The organism is Phycisphaerales bacterium (genome assembly GCA_016699835.1).
GTDB lineage: Bacteria > Planctomycetota > Phycisphaerae > Phycisphaerales > UBA1924.
Genome location: CP064987.1, coordinates 2248072 through 2272559, shown reverse-complemented (window position 1 = coordinate 2272559; position 24488 = coordinate 2248072). Strand labels below are relative to the sequence as shown.

General features: G+C 66.4%; 16 protein-coding genes. 3 read left to right on the top strand and 13 right to left on the bottom strand.

What is annotated here, in order from left to right; genetic code table 11:
- Positions 1-139 precede the first annotated feature (139 nt).
- Positions 140-1057, top strand: a complete 918-nt coding sequence (locus IPK69_09385; GenBank protein ID QQS08207.1) for a serine/threonine protein kinase — start codon at positions 140-142, stop codon at positions 1055-1057.
- 119 nt (positions 1058-1176) lie between these two features.
- On the top strand, positions 1177-2085 hold the full coding sequence (locus IPK69_09380; protein QQS08206.1) for a metallophosphoesterase: 909 nt from the start codon (positions 1177-1179) through the stop codon (positions 2083-2085).
- Between the two features lie 26 nt (positions 2086-2111).
- On the opposite strand, the gene IPK69_09375 is transcribed toward IPK69_09380, so the two are convergent.
- From IPK69_09375 to IPK69_09320, 12 genes are all read right to left on the bottom strand, one after another.
- Entirely contained in the window at positions 2112-3020 is a 909-nt protein-coding gene (locus tag IPK69_09375) for a uracil-DNA glycosylase (GenBank protein ID QQS08205.1), read from the bottom strand.
- The gene (locus IPK69_09370) at positions 3017-3313 is read right to left on the bottom strand and encodes a hypothetical protein (protein QQS08204.1); all 297 of its coding nucleotides are present in this window, start codon (positions 3311-3313) and stop codon (positions 3017-3019) included. The genes IPK69_09375 and IPK69_09370 overlap by 4 nt, the downstream gene beginning before the upstream one ends.
- 76 nt (positions 3314-3389) lie before the next feature.
- Positions 3390-3599: a hypothetical protein gene (locus IPK69_09365; protein ID QQS08203.1), complete on the bottom strand. Its 210-nt coding sequence runs from the start codon at positions 3597-3599 to the stop codon at positions 3390-3392.
- A 3-nt stretch (positions 3600-3602) separates the two neighbouring features.
- A complete protein-coding gene (locus tag IPK69_09360; GenBank protein QQS08202.1) occupies positions 3603-4616 on the bottom strand; it encodes an NAD-dependent epimerase/dehydratase family protein in 1014 nt (337 codons plus the stop codon).
- 138 nt (positions 4617-4754) lie between these two features.
- Positions 4755-5669: a hypothetical protein gene (locus tag IPK69_09355; protein QQS08201.1), complete on the bottom strand. Its 915-nt coding sequence runs from the start codon at positions 5667-5669 to the stop codon at positions 4755-4757.
- 174 nt (positions 5670-5843) lie between these two features.
- On the bottom strand, positions 5844-6881 hold the full coding sequence (locus IPK69_09350; GenBank protein QQS08200.1) for a hypothetical protein: 1038 nt from the start codon (positions 6879-6881) through the stop codon (positions 5844-5846).
- Between the two features lie 199 nt (positions 6882-7080).
- Entirely contained in the window at positions 7081-8457 is a 1377-nt protein-coding gene (locus IPK69_09345; protein ID QQS08199.1) for a VCBS repeat-containing protein, read from the bottom strand.
- 244 nt (positions 8458-8701) lie between these two features.
- Positions 8702-10486 carry an alkaline phosphatase family protein gene (locus IPK69_09340; GenBank protein ID QQS08198.1) on the bottom strand — a complete coding sequence of 595 codons (1785 nt, stop codon included), beginning with the start codon at positions 10484-10486 and terminating at the stop codon, positions 8702-8704.
- A 175-nt stretch (positions 10487-10661) separates the two neighbouring features.
- The gene (locus tag IPK69_09335) at positions 10662-13460 is read right to left on the bottom strand and encodes a PQQ-dependent sugar dehydrogenase (GenBank protein ID QQS08197.1); all 2799 of its coding nucleotides are present in this window, start codon (positions 13458-13460) and stop codon (positions 10662-10664) included.
- 201 nt (positions 13461-13661) lie between these two features.
- Positions 13662-16394: a hypothetical protein gene (locus tag IPK69_09330; GenBank protein ID QQS08196.1), complete on the bottom strand. Its 2733-nt coding sequence runs from the start codon at positions 16392-16394 to the stop codon at positions 13662-13664.
- A gap of 159 nt (positions 16395-16553) precedes the next feature.
- Complete coding sequence (locus IPK69_09325; GenBank protein QQS08195.1) at positions 16554-17582, bottom strand: prepilin-type N-terminal cleavage/methylation domain-containing protein; 1029 nt, start codon at positions 17580-17582, stop codon at positions 16554-16556.
- Positions 17583-17879: 297 nt separating this feature from the next.
- Entirely contained in the window at positions 17880-20396 is a 2517-nt protein-coding gene (locus tag IPK69_09320) for a hypothetical protein (protein QQS08194.1), read from the bottom strand.
- A gap of 622 nt (positions 20397-21018) precedes the next feature.
- On the opposite strand from IPK69_09320, the gene IPK69_09315 reads away from it, so the two are divergent.
- A complete protein-coding gene (locus IPK69_09315; protein ID QQS08193.1) occupies positions 21019-21762 on the top strand; it encodes a hypothetical protein in 744 nt (247 codons plus the stop codon).
- Between the two features lie 164 nt (positions 21763-21926).
- On the opposite strand, the gene IPK69_09310 is transcribed toward IPK69_09315, so the two are convergent.
- Positions 21927-24431: a hypothetical protein gene (locus IPK69_09310; GenBank protein QQS08192.1), complete on the bottom strand. Its 2505-nt coding sequence runs from the start codon at positions 24429-24431 to the stop codon at positions 21927-21929.
- Between the last annotated feature and the right edge of the window lie 57 nt (positions 24432-24488).

The following is a 24488-nucleotide window of genomic DNA, read 5'->3' as shown; positions in this document are numbered from 1 at the left end:
GGGCATCGGCGTGATCGGGTTCTGATCAGGAGCAGACGGGAGCAAGAACGCAGCGGATGGAGTCGCGGGTGCCGGTCTTTCGGTGCTTCGTGGGAACGGCAGGAATCAACGGGAGAAGGACGGCGACGTTCGTCGACTCATGGCGCTACCGGTCACCGAGTACAAGCCTGGAGATCTGGTCGAGGGATACCGGGTCATGGAGATGATGGGGACCGGTGCGGCCTCGATCATCTATCTCGTGCAGGATCCCAAGTCCAAGGAGATCTGGGCGCTCAAGCACGTCGAGAAGCACGAGAACAAGGACACTCGGTTCCTGGACCAGGCGATCGCCGAGGCGGGGATCGCGGAGAAACTGGACCACCCCAACATCCGCAAGATCGTGCGCTGCATCAAGAAGAAGCGGGCGCTGGTGAGCCTCGCGGCGGTCTTTCTCGTGATGGAGTTCGTGGATGGGATCAGCATGGAGCGCCAGCCTCCACGGCAGAACCTCGAGTTGGCGCTGGACCTCTTCCACCAGACGGCCGAGGCCCTCGCCCACATGCACACGCGCGGGTACATCCACGCGGACATGAAGCCGAACAACATCATCATCTGCGAGAACCGGGTGGTGAAGATCATCGACCTCGGGCAGTCGTGCGCCGGCGGGACGATCAAGCCGCGAATCCAGGGGACGCCGGACTACATCGCCCCCGAGCAGGTGCACCGCCGGCCGATCACTCCCAAGACCGACATCTATAACCTCGGCGCGACGATGTACTGGGTTCTGACGGGGGAGTACATCCCCACGGCTCTGGCCAAGGGGGACTCGCTCGTCAGCCGCTTGGACGACTCGCTGGTTCGCAAGGCCAAGCCCGCGAGCCAGGTGAACCCGGCTATCCCGCAGCGACTGAGCGACCTCATCATGCGGTGCGTCGAGGTCGACCCAGACAAGCGTCCCGAGAGCATGAACTGGGTCGCCGACCAGTTGAATCTGATGCATGGCATGATCCGCGCCCGAGCCGCCGCCCCCAGGGGGAACGCGACCGACGCCGCCGACCAGTCGCCCGTCGGGCGTTAGGTCTTCCGCTTCCCGAGCAGGTGTCTCGATCGCCTGCTGTCGTCTGTTCTCTCCCTCCGCTCGATTGGACGCGAGTGGCCCATAATGAATCGTCGATCGGGCTCGGATCCTTGGCTTTCATGGAGACCTTTGTGGAATCGGTGGTGAATCTCCAGGACGCGACGAGTGTGTGCGAGTGCCTGCTGAGCGGGGCACGCGCCAATCGCACCGCGCCCGGGCGCAAGGGATCCATCGACCAGATCGAGTCGCCGGGGACGTTGATCGCGACGGGCGACCTGCACGATAATCCGATGCACATGGAGCGGCTCTTGCAGGTGTCGGGCCTCGCTGAGGGTGCCGAGGCCCCGCGACACGCCGCGCCGGTGCATCTGGTGCTCCACGAGATCATCCACCCCGATCGCCTGATCAACGGGATGGACTTCAGTTACCGCGTCCTCGCCCGCGTCGCCGCCCTCAAGACCGAGCACCCCGACCGGGTCCACATGCTCCTGGGCAACCACGAACTGGCGCAGATGATGAACACGGCGATCGTGAAGGATGGCGTGCGCTCGGTCGACGCTTTCCGCGCCGGGCTCGACTATGTCTTTGGCTCTGAGACTGAGCGTGTGGAGGAGGCGATCAACGAGTTCATTCGGTCGCTCCCGATCGGGCTGCGCTGCGTGACGCCCAGGGGGCACCTGCTGGTGACCCACAGCCTGCCGCCACCCGCGGCGATGGCACGATTCGACCCCTCGATCCTCTTCCGCGAACTCACGCGAGAGGACTATGAACCCCGCACCGGCTCGGCCCACCTCATGACGTGGGGGCGCGGCTATGACGCGGAACTCCTCGAGGACCTCGTCGAGTGCTGGGGCGTCAACGTCTTTATCCTGGGGCACGAGAAGGTTGAGTCGGGGATCCGCTATGTCCCGCCGAACGCGATCGTGCTCAACAGCGACCACGAGCGCGGCGTGTACCTGCCCATCGATCTCGAGACGTGGACGAGCATCGATGATCTTCTCGAGCAGGCCGTCCCATTGGGTTTCTGATTCAGCATCGCTGAAGCACGCACGTCTCAGGTCGAGGATTTCGCGGGCGGCGTGATCCCGACGCGCTCGAGCACCTTCTTGAGGTCGCTCCACACCTTCTGGCGATTCTCCGGTGTGTAACTGCGCAGGAGGAACGCGGGGTGGTACGTCGGCATGACGGGGATGCCGGTCCCGTCGGGGAGGACGAGTTCGCGCCACGAGCCACGCATCGCGGTCATAGTTTCGGTGGTGTGGAGCACGCACTGGGCGGCACTCTTGCCGAGGGTCACGATCGCGAGGGGGAGGACGATCGAGACCTGCTCGAGGAGATACGGCTCGCACGCCGCGGCTTCCTGGATGGTGGGCGTGGCGTTGTTGGGCGGGCGCGTCTTGAGGACGTTGCAGATGTAGACGTCGGCTCGCGCGAGACCCATCGCGACGATCATCTTGTCGAGGAGTTGCCCGGCGCGCCCGACGAAGGGACGGCCTGTGCGGTCCTCCTCTTCGCCCGGCGCCTCGCCGATGAACATGATGGAGGCGAGCGGGTCGCCCTCGCCAAAGACGATGTTGTGCGAGTGGTTCTCGAAGGCCTTGTGCGGGGCGTCCTGCTCGTATCGTGCGCGGAGGGCGTCGAGGCGCTTCTGGATGTCCTTGGCCTTCCGCCCCTCACGAGCCTCGAGCGTTACGGGGCGTGCGGGAGCCATGAACACGGCCTCGCTCGCGGCGGGGGCCGATCGTGATGGAGCACTCGGCTTGGCTTCGGGGCGAGTGCGGGTGGTTGAAGGGCGCTCCGGCTTGGGCTCGACCATCGAGCCGGTTGCGGGATCTTCGGCAGACTCCGCGGGCGATAGTGGAGTGCCTCCGGTTCCATAGGCGGGAACGAAGTCGACGCCGAGCAACTGGGCCGTGCGCGCGTGCTGGCGGACGAGCGTGGCGAGTTGGTCGTGGGCGTTCACGGCGTGTGCGTGGTGGAGGGCGCGGGATTCTCGCTCGGCGTGCTGCCGGCGCCGGACACGGGCGTGGTCTCGGTGGGCGTTGTCGGCTCGATTGGGAGCGCCTCTCGATTGGAGCCGGTGGGCTTGGTGGTCGGGCGAGTGTCGGCGGGCGGCTTCACACCCTCGATACCGCTGCTTTCGAAGAGCATTGGAGCCCCGAAGGCGCCGATGAGTGCTCCGACGACGAACCCGATGGCGAGGCCTGGAAGAAAGAACTTCATCATGGGCGAGGGGGCAGTGGACGGCTGTTCCATGGTCGTTCGCTCCACACGGTCGAGACTTGAGGATCAAGAGTGGATTGAAGGGTACACGGGCCACGCTACCGGGGCATTATCGAAGTCGTCGGATCGCGTGGATCCAGCGGCCATAGTCGATCGCCGCCCGTACGACTTCCCACCTTGACGCGGGCAGACCCCGACCAAAGGCGGTGTGCATCCGCCAGGACCAGTAGGCCCCGCGGAAGCGGAATCGAGAAAGAAAGCCCAGGCGGAGCAACTCCAGCACGCCGGCGCTCGTCTCCCAGAGGCCTCGGAGGATCATGGCTCAGGTCCCCGCGAAGGCCCGGCGGTACCACTCGATGGTCTCGGCGAGGCCCGATTCGAGCGTCGCGAATGGCTCGTACCCGATCAACTCCCTCGCGACGGTGATGTCGGCGAGCGAGTGGCGGACGTCGCCGGCGCGGACCGGCGCGTGCGTGGGCGTGAGGTGGGGCTGGCTCTCGGTCAACTTCATCATGACCGCGGCGAGTTCGTTCAGGCTCACGCGTCTGGCCGTCCCGATGTTCATCACGTTCCCCTTGAGGGGCTTGGGGGCCGACCCGGCGAGGAGGGTGGCGAGGACGGCGTTGGCGACGAAGGTGAAGTCGCGGGTCTGCTCACCGTCGCCGAAGATCGTCGGCGCCTCGCCCGAGAGGAGCCTCTTGGCGAAAGCGGCGATGACCGCGGCGTAGGCACTATCGGCGGACTGGCGTGGCCCGAAGATGTTGAAGTAACGGAGGCACGCCGTGGACAGGCCATAGCACTGCGACCAGGTGTAGCACAACTCCTCGCCCGCGAGTTTGCTGGTGGCGTAGGGGGAGAGTGGCTGCGAGGGCTGGGTCTCGACCTTGGGGAGATTCGGCTGGTCGCCATACGCCGAGGACGATGCGGCGAAGACCACTCGGTCGGACTTGGCCTTGCGAGCGGCTTCGAGGACACGGAGCGTGCCGGTCGCGTTCACGCTCCAGGTTCGCTGCGGTTCCTCGACCGAGCGCGGAACCGAGCCGAGGGCCGCAAGATGAAAAATAACCCGGGCGTCCTCACAGGCGTCGTGGAGGGCCTCGTCGTCGAGGATCGAGCCATGGACGAAGCGGACTCGCTCTGGCTCGAGTTCGATGAGCGGGGCGAGGTTCTCGAGTGTGGAGTTGCAGAGGTCGTCGATGACGGTGACCTTGGCGCCGATGGAGAGGAGGACATCGACGAGGTGTCCGCCGATGAAGCCCGCGCCGCCGGTGACGCAGACGGGCTTGCCCTCGTAGTGCTTGCGGAGTTGGTGGACTCGATCCGCCGGGAGTTTCATGCGGGACGCTCACCCCTGTCGCCGCGTGGTGTGACCACGAATTTGGTTCCATGCCGACTCGTTGCGTGGGGGCACATCCCCACGATGGCACGGGGCATGGTATGGCGTGGTCTGGGCCTCGGCACGCTGCGGGAGTCCTTAGCAGCCGGCCTGGAAACGCAGGAGAAAGAAGAGCAGATCGTCCACGGTGACCCCGCCGTCGGGCGTGCCCGTGCTGGTGCCGTCGTCGAGATCGGCGGCGACATCGCCCAACTGGAAGATCTCGACGTAGTAGAGGACATCGTCGACGGTGACGCCGTCGTCGGGTGTGCCCGTGCCGCTGCCATCATCGACGTCGGCGGGGCAGGAGGTGTCTACGAGGACTCGGGCGACTCGTGTCGTGGTCGTGCCGCAGGACGCGGTGATCACGCAGTCATAGTCCGCCTGGTCGCTTTGCTGCGCGTCGGCGAGAACGAGCATCGCGCCGGTGGCGCCATCGATCGGCGTGGCGTTCTTGCGCCACTGGTACGCGGTGGGTGTCGTGCCACCGGTCTCGACGCTCAACGTATAGGACGCGCCGACGAAAGCGACGCCACCGATGGGCTCGCGATTGATCCAGAGGCAGGACTGGACGGAGATCTGGTCCAAGCCGACGACACCGAACTCGGTGGTGCCGAGGTTGGAGATCGTGAGCGTGGCGTCGGCGACGGTGGGCGTGAGGGTGAAATCGACTCGGCGCCAGGGCCGATCGCCGCTGGCGCGCACGCCGGTGGAGACGCCGGCGTTGGGCGTCTCGAAGGTCGAGTCGATGTTGAGGCACTGGACGCGAAGGTCGCTCCCCGCGGCCGAGTCGAGATGGAGTCGAACCAGGTTCGGCACGCCCGGCATGAGCGTGACGGGCTGCGAGATCGCGTCGCCGGAGTTGAGGGCGAGGGCGAAGTCGCCGTCGAGCACGCCGTAGCGTGATTTGTGGTAGAGATAGGACGCCTCGCCGCTCGCGTCGGTTGTGATCGACCACCCGTCCAGCAGAGCCAGGTCGTCGGCAACGAGATAGCGATAGTTTGGCGAGGGCAAGAATCCCGGGATCTCGAAGGACCCATTGCCCACGCCGGCCCCTGCGATCGCTGCGGGTGAAACCGAGAGCGCGCATAGAACAAGGGCACGAGACACGGAGCGCGGGGTCATGGGTGGATTCCGTTCCAGAAAACCAACGCGGCCAGTTAAGGCCGCGATGGTGGATGGTTTTGCTTAGCAGCCCGCGCGCCAGCGGGAGATGAAGAAGAGCAGGTCGTCGATGGTGACGGCGCCGTCCTGGGTGCCCAGGCCGTTGCCGTCGTCGAGATCCGCGGCGATGTCGCCGGCGTTGAAGAGTTCGAAGAAGTAGAGGAGGTCGTCGACGTTCACGCCGCCGTCGGGCGTGCCCGTGCCGGTTCCGTCATCGATGTCGGCGGGGCAGGCGGTGCTGACGACGACGCGGGCGAACTCGGAGTAGTAGTTCTCACAGGGCGAGGTGATGACGCAGGAGTAATCACCGGCGTCTGCGGGCTGGATGTCAGCCAGGATCAGTTGCTGACCATTGGCGCCCGGGATGTCCACGCCGTTCTTCCGCCAGACATACCCAAAGGGCGCGGACCCGGCGGGCTCGATCGAGAGCGTGAACGTGGAGCCGACGAGGGCGGTGCCACCCTGGGGCTCGCGCGAGGCCCAGACGCAGTTGTACACGACGATGTTGTCGATGCCCACGCCGCCGAAGGCCTGCCCGTCGGGCGGGTTGGAGATGCGAAGCGTGGCGCCCTGGGATGGGACCGAAGCGATGAAGGGGAGATCGATCTTCTTCCACTGACGCTCGCCCGCGGCCGGTGCCCGGGTGAGTTCGCCCTGGGTGTTGGGATCAAAGGTCTGACTGAGCGTGTCGCACTGGACGAGGATCGGCGACCCCGCGGCGGGATCGAAATAGACTCGGACGAGGTGCGGGAGGCCACCGAACGTCTGGATGGTGGTCTCGAGCGCGTCGCCGTCATTCAGCGCGACGGCGTAGTCGCCGTTGTACACGGGATAGAGGTTCCGAGAGAAGAGGTATGACGCCTCGCCGACGTTGTCGTGGACCAGTGACCAACCGGTCATCAGGGTCGCATCGGCTCCGGTCAGGTATCGGAAGGTGTCGGTCCCGATGCCGGGCACCTCGAAACTGTTGTTCTGACACAGGTTGATATTCTGGGCCATGCCGCTGCTCGCGATAAACGCTGCGGCGACAACTACTCCGTTACGAACTGCTCCACGCATCATGATGCACCCTCACTCGGTGTGTGTTAGGATTCGTCGCACGTCGGGACGGACATCCTCCGTGCTCTCATCGGGGAACGTACACCAAGATCGCAGCAATGCCAGCAAAGTGCGGAATATCGGGCGCAAAAGATGCGGATTTTCTCGGGAAGCGCATGCCCGAGGGCACAGATGCCCCCACTCAACGTCCGAGAAGTTTGGACTAGCACCCGATGTTGAATCGATCGAGGTAGTAGAGAAGATCGTCGATAGTGACCCCGCCGTCGGGCCGGCCAGTGGCAGTGCCGTCGTCGATGTCGGCCCGGATGCCTCCCTGGCCGAAGAGCTGGACGTAATAGAGAAGGTCGTCGATGGTGACGCCGCCGTCACGGGTGCCGGTGCCTGTGCCGTCGTCCTGATCGGCGACGCAGAACGGAGTCTGGGGCGTCTGGTTCTCGTAGAAACGGATCGGCTCGTTCCCAGTCCAGTTGGAGCCGAAGAGGTCGAGGTCGCCATCGCGGCCGAAGTCGGCGAGGACGCCGTTGTGCATCCCGATGGTGTCGATGACGTGGCGGTCCCACTGGAGGGCATCGCCCGTGGGGTTCAGGAACATGGCGATCTCGCGCGCCTGGGAGGTGTGCATCTGGCCGATGAGCAGGTCCAAGTGCCCATCGAGGTCGATGTCTCCGGCCTGGAGCGTGTGCCCGCGCGCGAGTCCTGCGACAATAACGCGGCGCGTCCACGAGCCGTACGGATTCCCCGGATCGCTGCGCGTGTAGTACACGGCGTCGGCGGTGCATTCCGAGCAGGTCACAACGATCTCGTTGTTTCCATCGCCGTCGAGATCGGCGACGACGGCCTTGATCTCATCGATCATGTTTGGATCGATGACGCGTGTCGGCCACGTCGTCGAGCGTGCGCCGGGGTTCTCTCGCCAATGCGTGGGGAGAATCAGATCGAAATCACCATCGCCATCGATGTCGCCGCTGAACATGCCCTCACCGGTCAGGCCGGTCTCCACGCTGTATCGCGACCAGTCGAGTCCGGCCTTCTGGTAATAGACCACGGCCTCGGTCTCGGTGCGGATCGCGACGTCCATCAATCCATCGCCGTCGAAGTCGTGGGGCTCGACGTCCTTGACCCACCAACCGGGCGAGCCGATGACGTGTCGGGTCCACTGGGAACCAACGAAGGGGTCACCATCGGGAAGGAGAGGATTTTCGAACCAGATGAGGTTGTTGCCCGTCGGACCGTCACCCAGGACAATGTCCATGTCGCCATCGCCATCGATGTCGGCGGCCTCGCCATCTGTGGAGAACTCGACATTCGGCGTGGCGATTATGGTGCGCTGCCAGGTGGGATAGTGGTACCAGTTGAGGTGCTCGCTGGTGCTGCCGCCTACGGCACCATCGAGATAGCCGTCGCCATCGAAGTCGGCGACCATTTTGCAATCACCGGCGGTGTTGGGATCGACGATGATGCGCTCGAACGTGGGCACTTCCTGGGCGCGAGCGATCGGCGCGATCGCGCTCCAAGTGGCGAGGCACGCAAGGCTCGAGAGTGACACTCCACTGGTCCGTATCTGGTTGACGATCTTCATTCGTACGGTTCCAACCACGCGGGCACATGATTTGACATGCCGCGGCCATGCCGACGAAACACAAGGTTCGCCGGCCTTTGGATGGGCCGATGGTACCGCCGATTCGGGAATTGTCACGAAAGATGTGTGAATTCACGCCAGCATTCGGTGTTTGTGAGATGGCTGCGTGGGTACAACACCCCAAAGTTACCGTGCGATGTCTGCAGGCGCGGATATTTGAAAATCCTGACTTGTGTAGTAGTTTTTAGCAACCGGCATTGAATCTCGAGATGAAGTAGAGCAGGTCGTCGATGGTGACGCCGCCGTCGGGGATGCCTGTGCTTGTGCCGTTGTCGATGTCGGCGCGAGTGGCACCCAGATTGAATATGAGCAGGTAGAAGAGGAGATCATCGATGGTGACTCCGCCGTCGGGTGTGCCCGAGGTGGAGCCATCGTCGACATCGGCGACGCACAGCGATGCTTCCCCAAACACTTGGAGGTTGTCGATAGCCCACCACCAGTTATTCCCGGCGTCGAGGAGTGCGAAATCGAGTATCATCGAAGACGCACCCTGGGGATTGTCGACCGTAATGGCGACTGCTTCGTTGGTCGCGTCGGGCTTGAAGTTCGTCCCCGCCTGGGACCGCCAATCGAGGAGCGTCACGGGGCTTCCACCATCGAAACGGGCCGTCAGTTCCGCCCGCTGGAGTCCCTCGAAGCGCCAACTCGAATCGAACTCGACGCGAACGCTTCCGGGCCTGACGCCCGCGAGAGAGATCTCTGGCGTGATCAGATGGGCGTTATAGGTGCCGAGTGCGGATGGCGCGCCACGATCGTCCCACTCGTCTGGATCAGCAACGGCGATCGCTCCCAGACCACGTGTGAACTGCGAGCGATTCTGATCGGCGGCAACAGAAACCCACCAGTCATTGTTCGTGAACGCCCAGCCTTCCCACTCGGTGACGCCGACGTTGGGATCGTTGAATCCAGGGACACCTGTGTCATCGACCGACCAGCCTATTGGCGGTGTGCCGCTCCACACTCCCTGGGCAACGGGTTCGTTGACGCTGGGTCCAAGCGGGACGGCCTCGAACCCTTCGAAGAAGAGCGGGACGATCGAGGGGCACGAGAGAGGGACCGAGGGTGAGTTTGCCAAGTCAAGCCCGACGGCTTGCCCATCCCACCCCCACGCGGGATCGACGGTCAATCCGAGAAAGGCCATGACCGTGGGCGAGACGTCGGCGATGGTTGTTGGCGTCGGGATGGTGGTGCCGGAGTCGGTCGAATCGCCCGAGACAACAAGCGCAACAGTTCGATGCTCCGGGATGTTGGCTCCGTGCGAGGTGCCGCTCCCGCCGTGATCGCTCACCACAATCACGAGCCAGTCTTCGTTTGCGTAGGTGGGTCGTGCCTGGATCGCCGCCATCACCGCGCCGACGCGGGCGTCGGTCGCTTCGATGGTGGCGATGTATTCCGGAACAGTCGGCGAGAACCCGAAGCCATGACCCGCGTGATCGACGTCGTCGAAGTGGAGAAAGATCACGTCGGCGGCATCTTGAGAAACGGCGGTCACGCACGCGTCTCGGACCTGATCGTCGGTGAGTCCCGACAGGATGAGATCGGCGTTTCCCTGGAGGATCTGCGTGTTCACCGGAGTCCAGTGAACGATCGACGCGGTTCGCACGGTGCTGCACTGCTCACGGATTCGTGAATACAAGTGCGGGTAGTGCTGGTAATCGTTGGGAACGAACGAGTTGCCCGTCACGAGATGCTTGGCGCGATGCACGCCGGTAAGGATCGACGACCAGCACGGACCGCTGATCGTGATGTCCTCGGCCTGGCACGTCCAATCGACGGCTCCATCGGCGATGATCGCGTCGATATTCGGTGTGTTGGCGGCGATTAGACAATCGGCGCGCATGCCATCGATCCCCACGATGAGCACCTTGCGCTCGACACCGAAGGCCAGGCCGCTGGTCATGACAAGCCCAAGCGCCATGACGACCGACGAGAGTGAGACCAGACCAACAGGGCAAGACTCGGATTTCATTCGTGTATGGCTCCAAAGATACGGCGGTACGAACGGGCTTCATTGGTGACCGCTAGCGAACAAAGACTCAAATTGATGTTAACTTGCTTCAAGAAAAATCACCATTCGATTCTTGCGAGATTGGTCGTCTGATCCCTGACATTCCATGGACCGGGTCGAGCTCGATCTGCAAGATTCAGCAACCCAGATTGAATCGGGTGAGATAGTAGAGAAGGTCGTCGATGGTGACGCCGCCGTCGGGGGTGCCGGTTCCTGTTCCATCGTCGAGGTCGGCGACGGCGGAATCCCCCGCATCAAACCTGGCGAGGAAGTAGAGAAGATCGTCGATGGTCGTGCCGCCGTCGGGCGTGCCGGTGGCGCTTCCGTCATCAACATCGGAGGGGCACTTCACGACGACCTGAACCTGCGTGCTAAATGACGTGCCGCAGACATTGGTGGCGGTGGCATCGTACAGCCCTGAGTCCGAGAACTGGGCGTTGAGAATGACCAGGGATGGCGTGGTTTCGCCTGTGATGTTGGCCGAGTTCTTGCGCCATTGGTAGGTGATGGGTGCGGTTGAGGTTGCGGCGATGCTCAGATTCAGCGTTTCGCCCGGCAGGATCGATTGGGCGATCGGCTCGGTCGTGATCGTCGGCGAGGCAGAGCACTCGCAGGAATCGGGAAGACCGTTGTAATCGCTATCGATCTGGGTGGCGAGTTCGAGTTCCTTGCCGTCGTTGATGCCGTCGTTGTCGCAATCGGGGAGCGTCTGGCACTCGTCGGGGATGCGATCCGGTCGGGCGCGGCTGCCAGCGTCGGCGAGGTAGGCCTCGAGGTCGGCGAAGTCCTGATCGGTGGCGTTGGGGAAGACTCCGCCGGGGTGCGGGATGGAGAAGGTGAGGCGGTTTCGGATCGTCGTGCGGCTCTTGTTGCGGAGGTTGGGTCCGACGTCGCCTGTGCCGTTGGGTCCGTGGCAGCCGACGCAACTGGTATTGAAGAAGATATCGCCCGCGGCGCGGATGCCGGTGGGACCGCCGTCGAAGTCCTCGCTGAACCCCGAGGCGATGTCGCACTCGTCGGGGATGCCGTTGTTGTTGCAATCGTCGGAGGTCGCATTGAGGATGTCCTGGGTGTCGTCGATGCCGTTGGTGTTGCAGTCGGTGATGGGGATGTGGCGGTAGATCTTGAAGTTGTCCACGCCGCACTCGACGATCGAGGCAGTGCCCGCGTCAATCGCGAGGAATCGGAGTTGCATGGTGGAGGAGATGCTCACGCCAGCGGTGATGAGGTCGGCCTGTGTGACGGCATGGGGCGTCCAGGCGAGAGCGTTCGAGACGGCGTGTGAGGCGACACGTGTCCACGGGCCGGCGGCTCCGTTGCTCGAGATCTCGAGGAAGAGGCCATCCTGGCCGTCGGGGATGGAGAGATTGTTGAAGTAGTCGTAGCAGAGCGTGATGTCGCCGCCGGGCGTGCCGCCGCCGATGGTGATGAGATCGAAGAGGGGCGAGACGAGGACCGTGGAACCGCCGTCGACGTCGGACGTTGTGAGCGAGCCAGGATCGGAGTTCTCGGTGACCCAGCACAGGCCCGAGCCATCGGAGTCGGAGGTGGGGTCGAAGGCGTATGAAGGCGAGGCGACGGGCGTGCCGCGTTGCCAGAGACCATCGACCGCCGAAGAAGCCTGGAGCGCCCAGCCCGAGTTGGCCTGGAAGTTATCGCTCAAGACAAGCACGTCGGCGGCGGTGATCTCGCACGGGCAGCCGCATGCGGGAGGCGGCGGGGGCTCGACCTTGTAGATGGTCCCCGCGATGCTCACGATGTACATCTCTCCGGCGAGGTCCTCACCGAAGGCGACGATGCTGCCGACGCCGGTGAGGAGGCTGGTCCAGTCGGTGATGTCGCCCGCGGTGGGGACAGCCCCCGTCGCGGGGAAGGAGCGGACCCAGTTGGCGCAGTAGTCGGCGTAGAAGTACTGTCCCTGTATCGCGGGGATGGCCGAGCCTCGATAGACGATGCCACCGGTGATGGAACAAACGCCGCCGGCGTGAGAGACGGCATGAATCGGGCCGGTGAGTGCGGTGTCGCCACAGATGCAGCCACTGAGGCCCGTGCACGAGTTTCCTTCCATGCAGCGCCAGCCGTAGTTTCGTCCCGCGACGGTTGCGGCATTCAGGATGGTGCTGTTTCCATCCGCGGGATTGGCGAGTTGGACGGCGGGCTGGAAGTCGATCTCTTCGAAGGCGGCCTGTCCGACGTCCCCGATCCACAGGTTGCCATTGGCGCGATCGAAGGAGAACTTCCAGGGGTTGCGCATGCCCTTGGCCCAGATCTCATCGAGGGGATCGCCCGCGCCGCGGAAGGGGTTGTTGTCGGGGATGCAGGTGGCATCGCCATCGGTGGCAGAGAGGTCGTTGACATCGAGCCTGAGGATTTTTCCGAGAAGCGAGGCGTTGTTCTGGGCGCGGGCGTTGGGGTCGTTGGCGCTCCCACCGTCGCCCATTGCGACGTAGAGCATGCCATCGGGTCCGAAGGCGAGGTGTCCGCCGTTGTGATTGGCGAAGTCCTGGGTGATCGTGCGGAGGATCAAGGCCGAGGCCGGATTGGCGGTGTTGGCGGCTGGCGTGGTCGCGGTGTATCGGGCGATGACCGTGTTGCCGACGGTGTTGGTGTAGTTGATGTAGAAGAAGCCGTTGGACTGGAAGTCGGGGTGGAAGGCGAGGCCGAGGAGGCCACGTTCGCCACCGGAGGAGATGATCGTGGAGATGTCGAGATAGGGCGTGGGGAGGACCGTGCCGGCGATCATGTCATAGATGCGGATGCGGCCGCTTTGTTCGACGATGAAGCCGCGCGTCGCGTCGGCGGGGACGTGATAGAACCCGACGGGCTGGCTGAGGCCCGTGGCGATGGGCGTCGCGGTGATCTGGGCGAGAGTCGGGGCGGCGATGAGCAGCGAGAGGCTCGCCGCAAGGTACGCGATCGATCGGCATGGACGCATGTCGTACTCCGTTGGGCGTGGGCCCGGGGTTTCTATTGGGGCACAGCCTAGCACGATTGCCCGAAAAGATCGATCCGCTCATGTGCCAAACATCGAGCATTTATAGAGAGTTGACCACGTACACAGAAACGCCCCGGTGTCCAGAAGGACACCGGGGCGGCAAGGGAAGGTCGGGACTTCATGTCCCGTCACACAGCGTGATTAGCAGCCGGCGTTGAAGCGGGCGAGGTAGTAGAGGAGGTCGTCGATGGTGACGCCGCCGTCGGTGGTGCCGGTGCCGCTGCCGTCATCGACGTCGGCCGCGATGCTGCCGAGGTTGAAGATGTTGAGGTAGTAGAGGAGGTCGTCGATGGTGACGCCGCCGTCGGGGGTGCCTGTGCCGGTCCCGTCGTCGACGTCGGCGACGCAGACGAGGCAGGGGTCGGTGACGCCGGTGGCGATGTCGAGGTCGTCGCTGGTGACCTGACCATCGCCGCTGACGTCGCCGGTGGCCCAGGTGCCGGCGTTGCCGAGGTTGGAGTTGATGATGCCGATGTCGAGGCCGTCAACCGTGCCGTCGAGGTTCACGTCGCCGAGGCTCGTGCCGAGGATGCCGGTGACGAGTTCGCAGACGTCGGCCTGGTCGACGACGAGGTCGCCGTTGATGTCGGCGGAGAGATCGAAGTGGATGGCCTCGTCGAGGTTGGACCAGTTGGCCGCGCCATCGAGGATGTTGGCGTTCTTCTTGAACTGGGCGTAGACGTAGTCGATGTCGAAGGCGTTGATGACGCCGTCGAACCCGACGGGAGCCCAGCCGCGAGCGACCTCGCCCGAGGCCTTGGCGATGTCGCCACGGGCGTCACCGGCGGCGTAGGGTGCGCTGGTGGCCTTGGTCGTGGCGAAGAAGTTGCTGGAGCCCGTGAGGGTGTTCCACTCGGTGTCGACGGCGGTGAACCCGGCCTTTCGGTCGAGGTTTCCACCGACGAGGTAGAGGCCGTCCGCGGTGTAGCGGACATCGGCGGCATCGAAGTTGCCGTCGGCGTTGTGGTCGCCGAGGACTTCGATGATCGCATCGGTTCCGGGAGCGCCGGCGAGGGGGCCGGAGCCGGCGGGGGCAACCCAGGCCGGGCCGGCGTTGCGCTGGCGGAAGGCCTTGAGCATCTCGGCGATGTCGCCGGCGTCGCGGGCGCCGTTGCCGTTGAAGTCGCCGGCGATCTTGTTGCGGAGGGTGAGGACCGCACCGTAGGCGACGTTGGCGCCACCCTGGCTGAGGTAGTTGCCGCCACCAACGACGCCGTCGGTGTAGGTGACGCCGGTGGTGCGGGTGGGCACGCGGCCGGCCGAGGAGGTGTTGAAGGAGTTGAACGCCGCGTTGTTGTGGACGTTGTTGGCAAGCGTGTAGGCCTGAACGCCCGAGGCAAACCCGGTGTTGGTGACCATGGTCGTGGGGCTGACCTGATCGTGGAGGTTATCGAGCGCGGAGATAAGGAAGAACTGGGTTGCGGCGAACTCGCCGGGCATGCCGAAGTTCTCGGGATCCGTCGGAACGCTGATGAAGGCCGCGATGCTCTGGCGGATGTTGTTCATGTAGCAGGCCGCGGCGGGATTAGCCATCTGGGGGGTGGAGGCGCCGAGGCCGCCGTCGGCGATGGACTCGGCGAGGGGATCGCCAATGGTGGCAAGGACGGCCTGGCCACCGATCAGCCAGCCGTCACCATGGGTCGCGTCACCGATGGTGTTGTGGACGAGTTTGGAGGTCGTGGGGCGGATGTAGGTGGTCTGCCCGTAGATATCACCCATGGTGTCGGCGATCTCGAGGGCGCCGGAGGAGAGCCACGAGCCGGAGCCGGAGCCGGTCACGCCGCGCTCGGTCCCGACATAGCCGATGCCGAGGCGGGTGTTGCGGATGGTCTCTTCCATCCGGCCGTTGGAGCCCTTGTTGGAAGGGAAGAAGTTGGGGCCGACGAGGCTCTGTGAGGAGGAGGTGATGATGGACCCGATGTTCTCGCCGCGCCCGAAGGAGGGGTCGACGCCGATGGAGTTCATGAAGGCGTTGCGTGTGCCCGAACCGACGTCGCGCGTGTGGGTGATGAGGTTCTCGCCGGTGATGGCGCGACCGGTGCTGAAGAGGTGCTGGAGTTCGGACATCTTGACCTGGGTGATGCCCGTGCCGAAGTTCACGACCGGGGCGATGGGAGCGAAGGCGAGTTCGTTGTCGAAGATGGTGTTGGAGTCGGCGAGGCCGGGGTTGGAGGGGTCGAAGTGGTTGCGCCCGTTGAGATCGACGAGCTGGTTGGAAAGCCCAGCGCCCGAAGCGCCACCGGTCTTGTTGACCGAGATGACGGGGTTGGTGCCATAGCCGACGGCGAGGGGCGTCTTGTCCCAGTTGGACGTGCCGCCGACCTTGCGGGTCGCCCACTTGGTGGCGACGTCGAGGGGCGCGATGTCGATGCAGATGACATCGCCGGCGCTGGTGAATGGCGCGCCACCGGGGTTGGTCGAGTCGTAGGCGCCGACGGCGAGGCCGCCGTTGATATACAGCGTGCGGTTCATGTAGGCAGCGCTCGCCACACCGGACGGCGTGCCGCCGGAGGTCGTGGGCTGACCGAGGATGCCGGCCGCGTTGTTGTGATCACCGGTGGCGCAGGTGGGATCGCCGAATCGGGTGAGCTCGTTGAACCCGTTGACCGAACCGACCGAGCGATACTGGACGACCCAGTCGCTGACGCCCGGGGTGGTGGGAGCGAGCTGGTCGATCGAGAGGCTGCCGAGGCTGCCCGCGACGCCGTCGTTGTCGCAATCGATGAAGTCGTTGGTGGAGGCCGGGGCCTTCACGTAGTTCTCGAGGAGCGTCGCGCCGGAGATGTTGATCACCGTCTGCGCGTTCGCCATACCGACCGCCGCGCACGTTCCCGCCGCGATCGCCAACAGAGCCGAAGTCTTCACGTTTCTCATTTGATCCTCTCCCAAGGTATCCAAAGTCCAGATCACACATGTCCATCAATCCCGCGCGCAACCACTGCGCCCGGGCACCTGTGCCGCCCGTTGCCACTCAACCACTGACCGGCCTCGAACGAAATCGCGTCGAGCGGTTTCCCGCGCGACGCGTCGAAGTCATGGACGAACCTTGTTGGGTCCCGTCAGGCTGTAGAAGCGATCGCCCCAGCGGCGGTTCTGGATCGTGTTCCAGAGCACGTCGAACTCGGCGTGCCCGTCGGTGTAGCCGAAGATCGCGCCGCCGCCGAACTGGTCCTTCTTGCCCTTGTGGTGGCGTCCAACCATGTTGATCGCGAACTCGGTCCCGCCGTCGATGGCGCCCGGAGGGATCAGTCGCTCATTGAGGATGTCGCCCTGGTCGGGATATCGGAATCGTGGGAGTTCGCCGTTCACAGGCTCGCTGTAGACATCGGCGCCGGCGGAGATGCCCGAGAATGGCGTGATCGGGCGGTGGCTCTTGACCAGGCCCTGGTCGGTGCGAAGTCCCTCGTAGCCATTCGCGGAGTGGAACTCGCTGACCATAATCGTGCTGCTGGCGTTGATCACCTCGGCGTCCTTCACGAGGCGATTGAGTCGGGCGCTCCCCGGCGAGGTGTAGAACTTGTTCCGCGGGAAGAGGGCCGCGTTCCCGCCGAAGGCGATGCGCTTCACCTGGCGGTCCTTGGGAAAGTTCGAGGGCGACGCGTTGCCCTGGTCGTTGACTTGTCCCGGATCCCAGTCGGACGCATCGGGACCCGGATTGGTCCGCGGGGCGCCGCCCTTGGCCACCGAGGGACAGGAGAACGCCCCCTCGGGAAGGGAGCCGCCATCACCCGAGAAGAGCGCCCCGCTCCAGTGGATGTACCCGTTCTGCGGATTGGGGTTGGAGGTCTGCTGATCCTGGAACTGCCAGTCGAAGCCGTTCTGGGTCGAGGCGTAGACGTAGTGCGGGGGGAAGTACTCCTTGTTCGACGCGTTGTAGATCGCGACGCCCTGCGTCACCGAGCGGGCGTTCGAGAGCGTGGTGACCTGGCGGGCCGCCTCGCGCGCCGCGGCGAGCGAGGGGAGGAGAAGCCCGATCAGCAGCGCGATGATCGCGATGACCACGAGGAGTTCGATGAGCGTGAAGGCGGTGTTTCGTCGTGAAACAGTGCGGTTTCGGTCCATGTCCGAGGCTTCTCCCTTGCTTGGAGTGACGCTCTTGGAGAGACCGATCGCTGATCTCTTCGTTCGAGCGGCAAACGCTAGAGAGATCCACCCGCCGACTTCCTTTATGGTTCCTCGAAGACTGCGCAAACACACCGCGCACGACCTGCGCGGCATCTTCACGCGGCGTTCGTGGGTGATCCGAACATGATGTGTGTGGCTCGTGAAGTTCTCGTGAGCAGACCCGCGTCACGCGACGACAGAGCGATCGCCTCGTCGTCCGGTCGCGGCGAGGCTTGACACGGATGCCGCCCCTCTTCAGCACCCCTGGGCGAAGCGCGTCACGAAGAAGAGCAGGTCGTCGATGGTGACGGCCCCGTCACTCGTGCCATCGCCCGAGCCGTCGTCGAGGTCGGCCGCGTCGTCGCCGGTCGCGTATCGATCGATGAAGAACAGGAGATCGTCGATGGTGACGGCGGCGTCGCGCGTGCCGGTGGCGCTCCCGTCGTCGAGATCGGCGGGGCAGCACGCGGGGGTCGCGAACCGGTATCGCGCCATGCTCGGCGAGATGACGCCGCCCGCGATCGAGAACGTCCCGCCGGCGATGAGGTTGCCTTCGCGATCGAGCGTGAGCGTAAACACGCCGTACGAAATGCCTGTGCCGAGGGTGCTCCACGGGCTCATGCCGGACGGGGCCGAGGCGTTGAAGGACGCAAGCCCTCCGAGCGCGACCGCGCCGCCGGGTGTGGTGGGCCCGCCCGCGACGAGCGTGGACCCGCCGAGGATGAGATCGCCGTTGTCGCGCGCGAGGATGGCCTGGCCCGTGCCAGTGACGCCGCCGCCGATGGCGTTCCACGCCGTGCCGTCGAAGCGCGCGACCGCCTGCGTGCCGCTGACGCCGGGGATGGTGAGGGACCCGGCGGCGAGGATGTCGCCGTTGGGCGCGAGGGCGAGGTCGTTGACCTGGGAGGCGGTGATCCCGCCCACCGCGGTCCACGTCGTGCCCTCCAGGCGCGCGATCGCGGGATTCGGCACCCCGCCGTTGTTCGAGGTCGGCTGTCCCAGGAGCGGATTCCCCTGGGCATCGATCGCAAGCGCTCCGGGATACTGGCTCATCCCCGCGCCCACGCCCTCCCACGCGGTGCCGGTCCAGCGCGCCACCCTGGTGAGGCCCGCCGGTCCGCCGAGCGCGAGCCCACCCGTGGCGAGCACGCTCCCATCGGGAAGGATCGCGAGCGCGGCCACGTTCGATGAGAGCACGTCTCCAAAGGTGGACCACTCGTTGGTCACTGGATCGAGCCGGGCGATGGTCCTGGCGGACATCGCGCCCGCGTGCTGGAACCCGCCGCCCACGATCACGCTCCCGTCGAGGGCGCGTGTGAGGGCAAACACCTGTTGGTCGAGCGCTCCGCCGACGCGCTCCCACGTTCCCGTCGCGCTCACCCGCCGCGCGAGATAGGCGAACGCCCCGTTCGCCTCGCCGAAGTCTCCGCCCGCGAGGATGTCGCTGTTCTCCAGCGTGATCGTGTCGTACACCGTCCCGACGATTCCCCCGCCCAGGCTCATGTACGCCCCCTGCCCCTCGCTCCCGCCCGTGGGGACGAAGCGCCCGAACCGGACGATCCTCTGTCTCGACGAGGTCGTGAACGACTCACCGACAAAGAACCCGCCGTCGTCCCACGGGAGAATCTCGTAGGGCGTGGTGCCGCCGATCTCGGGCGCCACGACGATCCACTCGCCCGCGCCCGAGCCGGGCTCGTCTTCTTCCCATCGGAAGAGGCTCGGCCTCACGGTTCCCGAGCCCGAGTTCTTGAGTCCCACGGCGAGGATCGCGCCCGCGTCGTCCACCGCGATCCCAAAGCACCCGCCCTCGAGGCCGCTCCCGAGCGTGGACCACGCGCCCTGGTCCCCGACACCCGTGGGCGTCCAGATGGCGATATTCCCCGAGGGCGTGGTGACGAGGGTCGTGAAGACGCCGCGCACGATGAGGCGTCCGTCGGGCGTGACGGCGATCGTGGAGTTGAAGGTCAGCGACGGCACGTCGGGGAGATCGTGCCACGCCATGCCGTCCCAGCGCGAGAGCCGGTAGTTTGGAGTCTCGACGACGTTGCGCACGTGGACCCTCGCGTAGAGATCGCCCGTCGGCGCCGCCTTGAGGTCCCACACCGTGATGGAGAGGGCCATGTCGGTCGCACGATCGCCCAGATGACGCCACGTCGTGCCGTCGAAGATCGCGCGGCGGAACACCTCGACCCCCACCCCCGGCCCGCCCGCGTCGATCCCCATCCCGACGTGGGTGAATCCTCCCCCGATCGCGATGTCTCCGTTCGCGAGACGCTCGACACTGCCCACACCCGAGTCGGCCCCGCCCGCGAACTCGCTCCACGTGCGCGTGCGCACGTCCCACACGGCCATCGATCGCGTGGTCGCATCCCCGCTGCGCGTGAACGAGCCCGCGGCGAGCAGATTCCCGTCTTGGAGCACGGCGAGGTCGGAGACCATCCCGTTGAGCCCCGCCCCGAGCGTCTCGAAGGTGTCGTCCATCGGGTCATAGAGGACGATGTTGCTCGCGAGGATGTCTCTCGCCGCGGTGAACGCGCCGCCGACCACGACACACGCGCCGCGCGGGCCGCCATCGTCGGGGTCGAAGCGGATCATGGCGGAGACATGGCCGTCGATCCCCGGGAGGGTGTTCAGGCTCTCCCACCCGCCGGGCTCGCCGCAGGGCGACTGCGCGACGGCGCGGGGCGAGAGGACGAGAGACACGAGGACGAGCGCGGCGACGATCGCCCTCATGTGAACCGTGCCGCCCGCCAGGCGGAGCCTGTGACCCACGAGACAGAGCCTGTGACCCACGAGACAGAGACCGTGGCCCGCGAGCGAGGTCGATGGGGACGCGTTCGAACGAGTCGGGCGGGCGTGGCGCATCGCGGGGGTCCTTTCGCGCGGGATCGGGGCGGGATGGATCACTCGTTGGGCGGAGGGCCGCGTGGTCGAGCGGATTGTTGTTTCGTCAGCGGGAACCGGCGCGAGAATCGCGCGGGCGAAATCGGCGTTCGCGTGGACCACAGAGTCTACGGACGACGTCCGGGAACGGTTGCGGGCGGCGTTTCTTTCATTCGAGGGGCCCGGGGCCCACGTTGGGGGCGTGCGCCCCGGGGCTGTGGGCGGCATGGCGAACCCGCCCCGTGCCCCGGCCATCGTGGCACGGGGAATCGCGACCGGGCCACGCGGGGGGCCGAAACTGGCGGGCGTGTTCGCGAACTGGACGGGAGGGCTCACGAACTGGACGGGAGGGCTCGCGAGCCGGGCGGGTGGGGGTGGTGATGGGCCGCGGGGAGTTTCTTGCCTTCCGACTGGACTTGCCTCCCATTCAACTGAAGTGGAGCCCCCGGCACGCCGATGCACGACCCACGGCGGCGCGCGCCCGACTCGGGCGCGAGCGAAAGGAAGTTCCATGCGCGTCATCCCCAAGTCGGTGGACGGGACCCTCGAGTTCTGCGGCACGCACGCGCCCGTGTGGGAGGTGGCGGCGACGCAGGGGTCCATCGGGATCACGCCATCGCAGGTCGCGGAGTTACAATCGCTCACCAACGCGGCGATCGAGGCGAGGCACGCCGCCGAGGCGGCCCGGCTCGCGGCAATCACCGCGACGAGCGAGTCCAACCAGGCCCAGCGCGCCCTGCGCGAGCGGGCTTTGGTCCTGGTCCAGGCGATCAAGGCCCACGCGGCGCTCGCCTCCGATCCCGACGCGGTCCTCGCCGCCGCGGCGCTCCCCACGAGCCGGACCACGCGCGGCGAGACCATCCCTCCATCGACGCCGCGCGATCTCTCGGCGGCCCTCAACGGCGACGGGAGCGTCACGCTCTCCTTCATCGCCGACCACGCCGCGACCAGCGACGGCGTGCGCTTCGAGATCCGAAGGAAGATCCCCGCGCTGGGCGAGGTTTCTTATATCGTCGTCGGCGCCACCCCCGGGACCACGGCCAGGAGCCGCCGCATCACCTTCACCGACACGACGATCCCGCCCGAGGCGGCGCACGGCGGGGCCGTCTACCTCGTGCGCCCCGCCCGGGGCACGCACCTCGGCGACGACAGCCCCCCGATCGTCGTCCAGTTCGGGGTCGGACGCGGCACAAACTCTCGAACCACATCCGCCCGCGCGACCGGCGCCCCCGCGATCAGGGGCCACGCCGCCTGAACACAATCGCCCGCGGACGCGACCCCCCCGCGCCCGCCCCAAATGAACACCCACACACCCCAACACCCCGCGCACTCACCCCCCACCACACACCCCACGCCGACCACCACCAGCGTCATGCCCCATCCGCCATGGCCTATGGCCCATTCCCCATTCCCTCTTCTTCAGCACCCCGCGTTGAAGCGGGCGAGGTAATACAAGAGGTCGTCCATCGTCACCGCCCCGTCGCGAACGCCCGCCATGGAGCCGTCGTCGACGTCGGCCCGGGTCGCGCCCGCCTCGAAGAGGGCGATGTAATAGACCAGATCGTCCACGGTCACCGCGCCGTCGCGGGCCCCCGCCATCGTCCCGTCGTCCATGTCGGCGAGGCAGCACGAGCTCGCGTCCATGATGAGGCGGGCGACGTCGCGCGTGGCGACGCCGTCGAGGGTGGCGAACGCCCCCACGGCGATCACGTCGTCCTCGCCGTCGCCCGTGGGCGATGGCACGCGCGCCAGGGCGGTGATCGCGGGGGACCCGTACGGCCACCCCGTGGTCGCGACCCCACCCCCCGCCACCATCCGCCACGCCGAGCCGTTCCAGCGCGCCGCGACGGCGCCCCCGCTGGTGGAGCCGCCCCTCACGCCCCCGCCCGCGAGGATGTCGCCGTTCTCCAGCGTGAGAAGGGACACGACAGAGATCGCGGGGAGCCCCTCGCCCATCGCGTGCCACGAGACGCCGTCGAACCGGGCGAGGTTTGCGGCCGGGACGCCCTCGATCGAGTCGAACACGCCGCCGACGACGAGGTCGCCGTTCAAGAGCGCGGCCGCGGCGGAGATCGAGGGCGTGATCGCGTCGCGCGAGGTGAGCGTGCGGGCGATGATCGCCCAGGTCTCGTCCTCCAGGATCGCGGCGACAGCCGTGCCACCGGCGGTCTCGGGGTCGTCGAAGTGGCCAACGGCCGCGACTCGCGTGCCATCGAGGACGGCCAGATCGTGCACGCGCGACGCGAGGGTGGAGATGGGCAGGCCGCCGCCGACAAAGTCCCACGTCGAGCCGTTCCAGCGCGCGACCGAGGCCTCGGTCTCTCCCGATGCGGCCGTCGAGAACGCGCCCCCCACCAGAAGGTCGCCGTTTGGAAGGGCCGCGATCGCCTCTACGCGACGACCGCCCCCGCCCACCCCGGGTCCGCCCGGGAGGGACCACCACATGGACCCGTCGTATCGGAGGACGGCCTCGTGCTGCCCGGTCTCGGTCCGGGTGAAGAAGCCGCCGGCATAGATCGAGCCGTCGGGCCCCTCGGCGAGCGCGGTCGCGCGACCGATCACCCCACTCTCAAGCCCGCGCCATGCGCTCCCATCCCAGAGCGCGATCCCGCTCGACGCGAACGACTCGGTGGCCACCACGTCCCCGCCGGCCACGAGCCAACCGGGACTCGAGCCGGCCCACCGCGCCGCGACGGCGGCGGCGAACGCGCCGGAGAAGCCCTCGCCCATGGCGCGCGAGACGCCGTCCTCGACGAGCACGGTCCCGTACGCAACGCGGTCGTCCACACGCTGGAGCGAACCGCCCGCGACCACGCGGACGTGCCCCTCACCCCCGCCGACGCCCCCACCATCGACGCGCGTCGCGGCGACGGCGTAGGGAGTCCGGTCCGTCTGCACGCCCGACCAGGCCGAGCCGTCCCAGGTGAGAATCCATGACAGGCTGAATGACGGGCTCACAGGATCCTCGGCGATCCCCACCGCGACCAGCCCCTCCCCACCTGTTGCGGCCACGCCATACGCCGTGAATCCCAGGGTCGTCGTGACGGGTGGATCGGGGAGGCTCGACCAGGTCCCGTTGTGGAGCAGGCCAACCCCGGCGTAGTGCGCGACGGCGATGTCGCCGTTCTCGAGGCGCGTGAGGCCGAAGACCTGTCCGATGGAGACCTGCGGGATCGCGTGCCACGCCACGCCGTCCCATCGGGCGAGATTGAAGGCGGAGACTCCGCCCACGCTCGAGAAGCGGCCCCCGACCAGGAGCGAGCCGTCGTCGAGCGTGAGCATGGCGGCCATGTAGTTGAACGTCTGGGGCAGCCCCGAGCCCAAGCGGGACCATGTCGACCCGTCGAAGCGCGCGATCCCCGCGCACGCGACCGAGCCGATGCTGGTGAAGGTCCCCGACGCGTAGAGATCGCCCGCGGGAGAGACGTGCAGGGACGTGACACGGAAGTTCGGCGACCCGCCCACGCCCGTCCAGCGCGTCCCATCCCAGCGCGCGAGGTTGAAGACGCCGCTCACGCCCCGCACCGCGAAGTACCCGCCCGCGTAGACCTCGCCCGAAGGGCCGATCGCGATCGCGTCGACCTCGCCGTCGATCGCCCCGCGCGGATCCAGGTCGGTGTCGGCGACGAGCGCCGACCAGCGGCCCGTCGCCGGATCCCACGCGGCGATGGCGTCGGCGGGCACGCCCCCCGCCCCGTGGAAGACGCCCCCCACCAGCGCCCACGGCTCCCCAGGCCCGTCGCCGTCGCGGTCCCACCACACGGTGGCGCGCACGACGCCCGCGACACCGGGCACCTCGGCCATCGGCCGCCACCGCTCCGTGCAGGTCGGGCCGGCGTCCTGGGCCATCGCGGGCGCGACGAGCGAGAGCAGGATCGACAGCACCGCGAGGACGGGCCGGATCGGGAACGGGCGGAGTCGCATCGGGGGATCTCCCTTAAGGATCGGGGGTGTGAGACGTGTACGGGAGGTGGACACGGA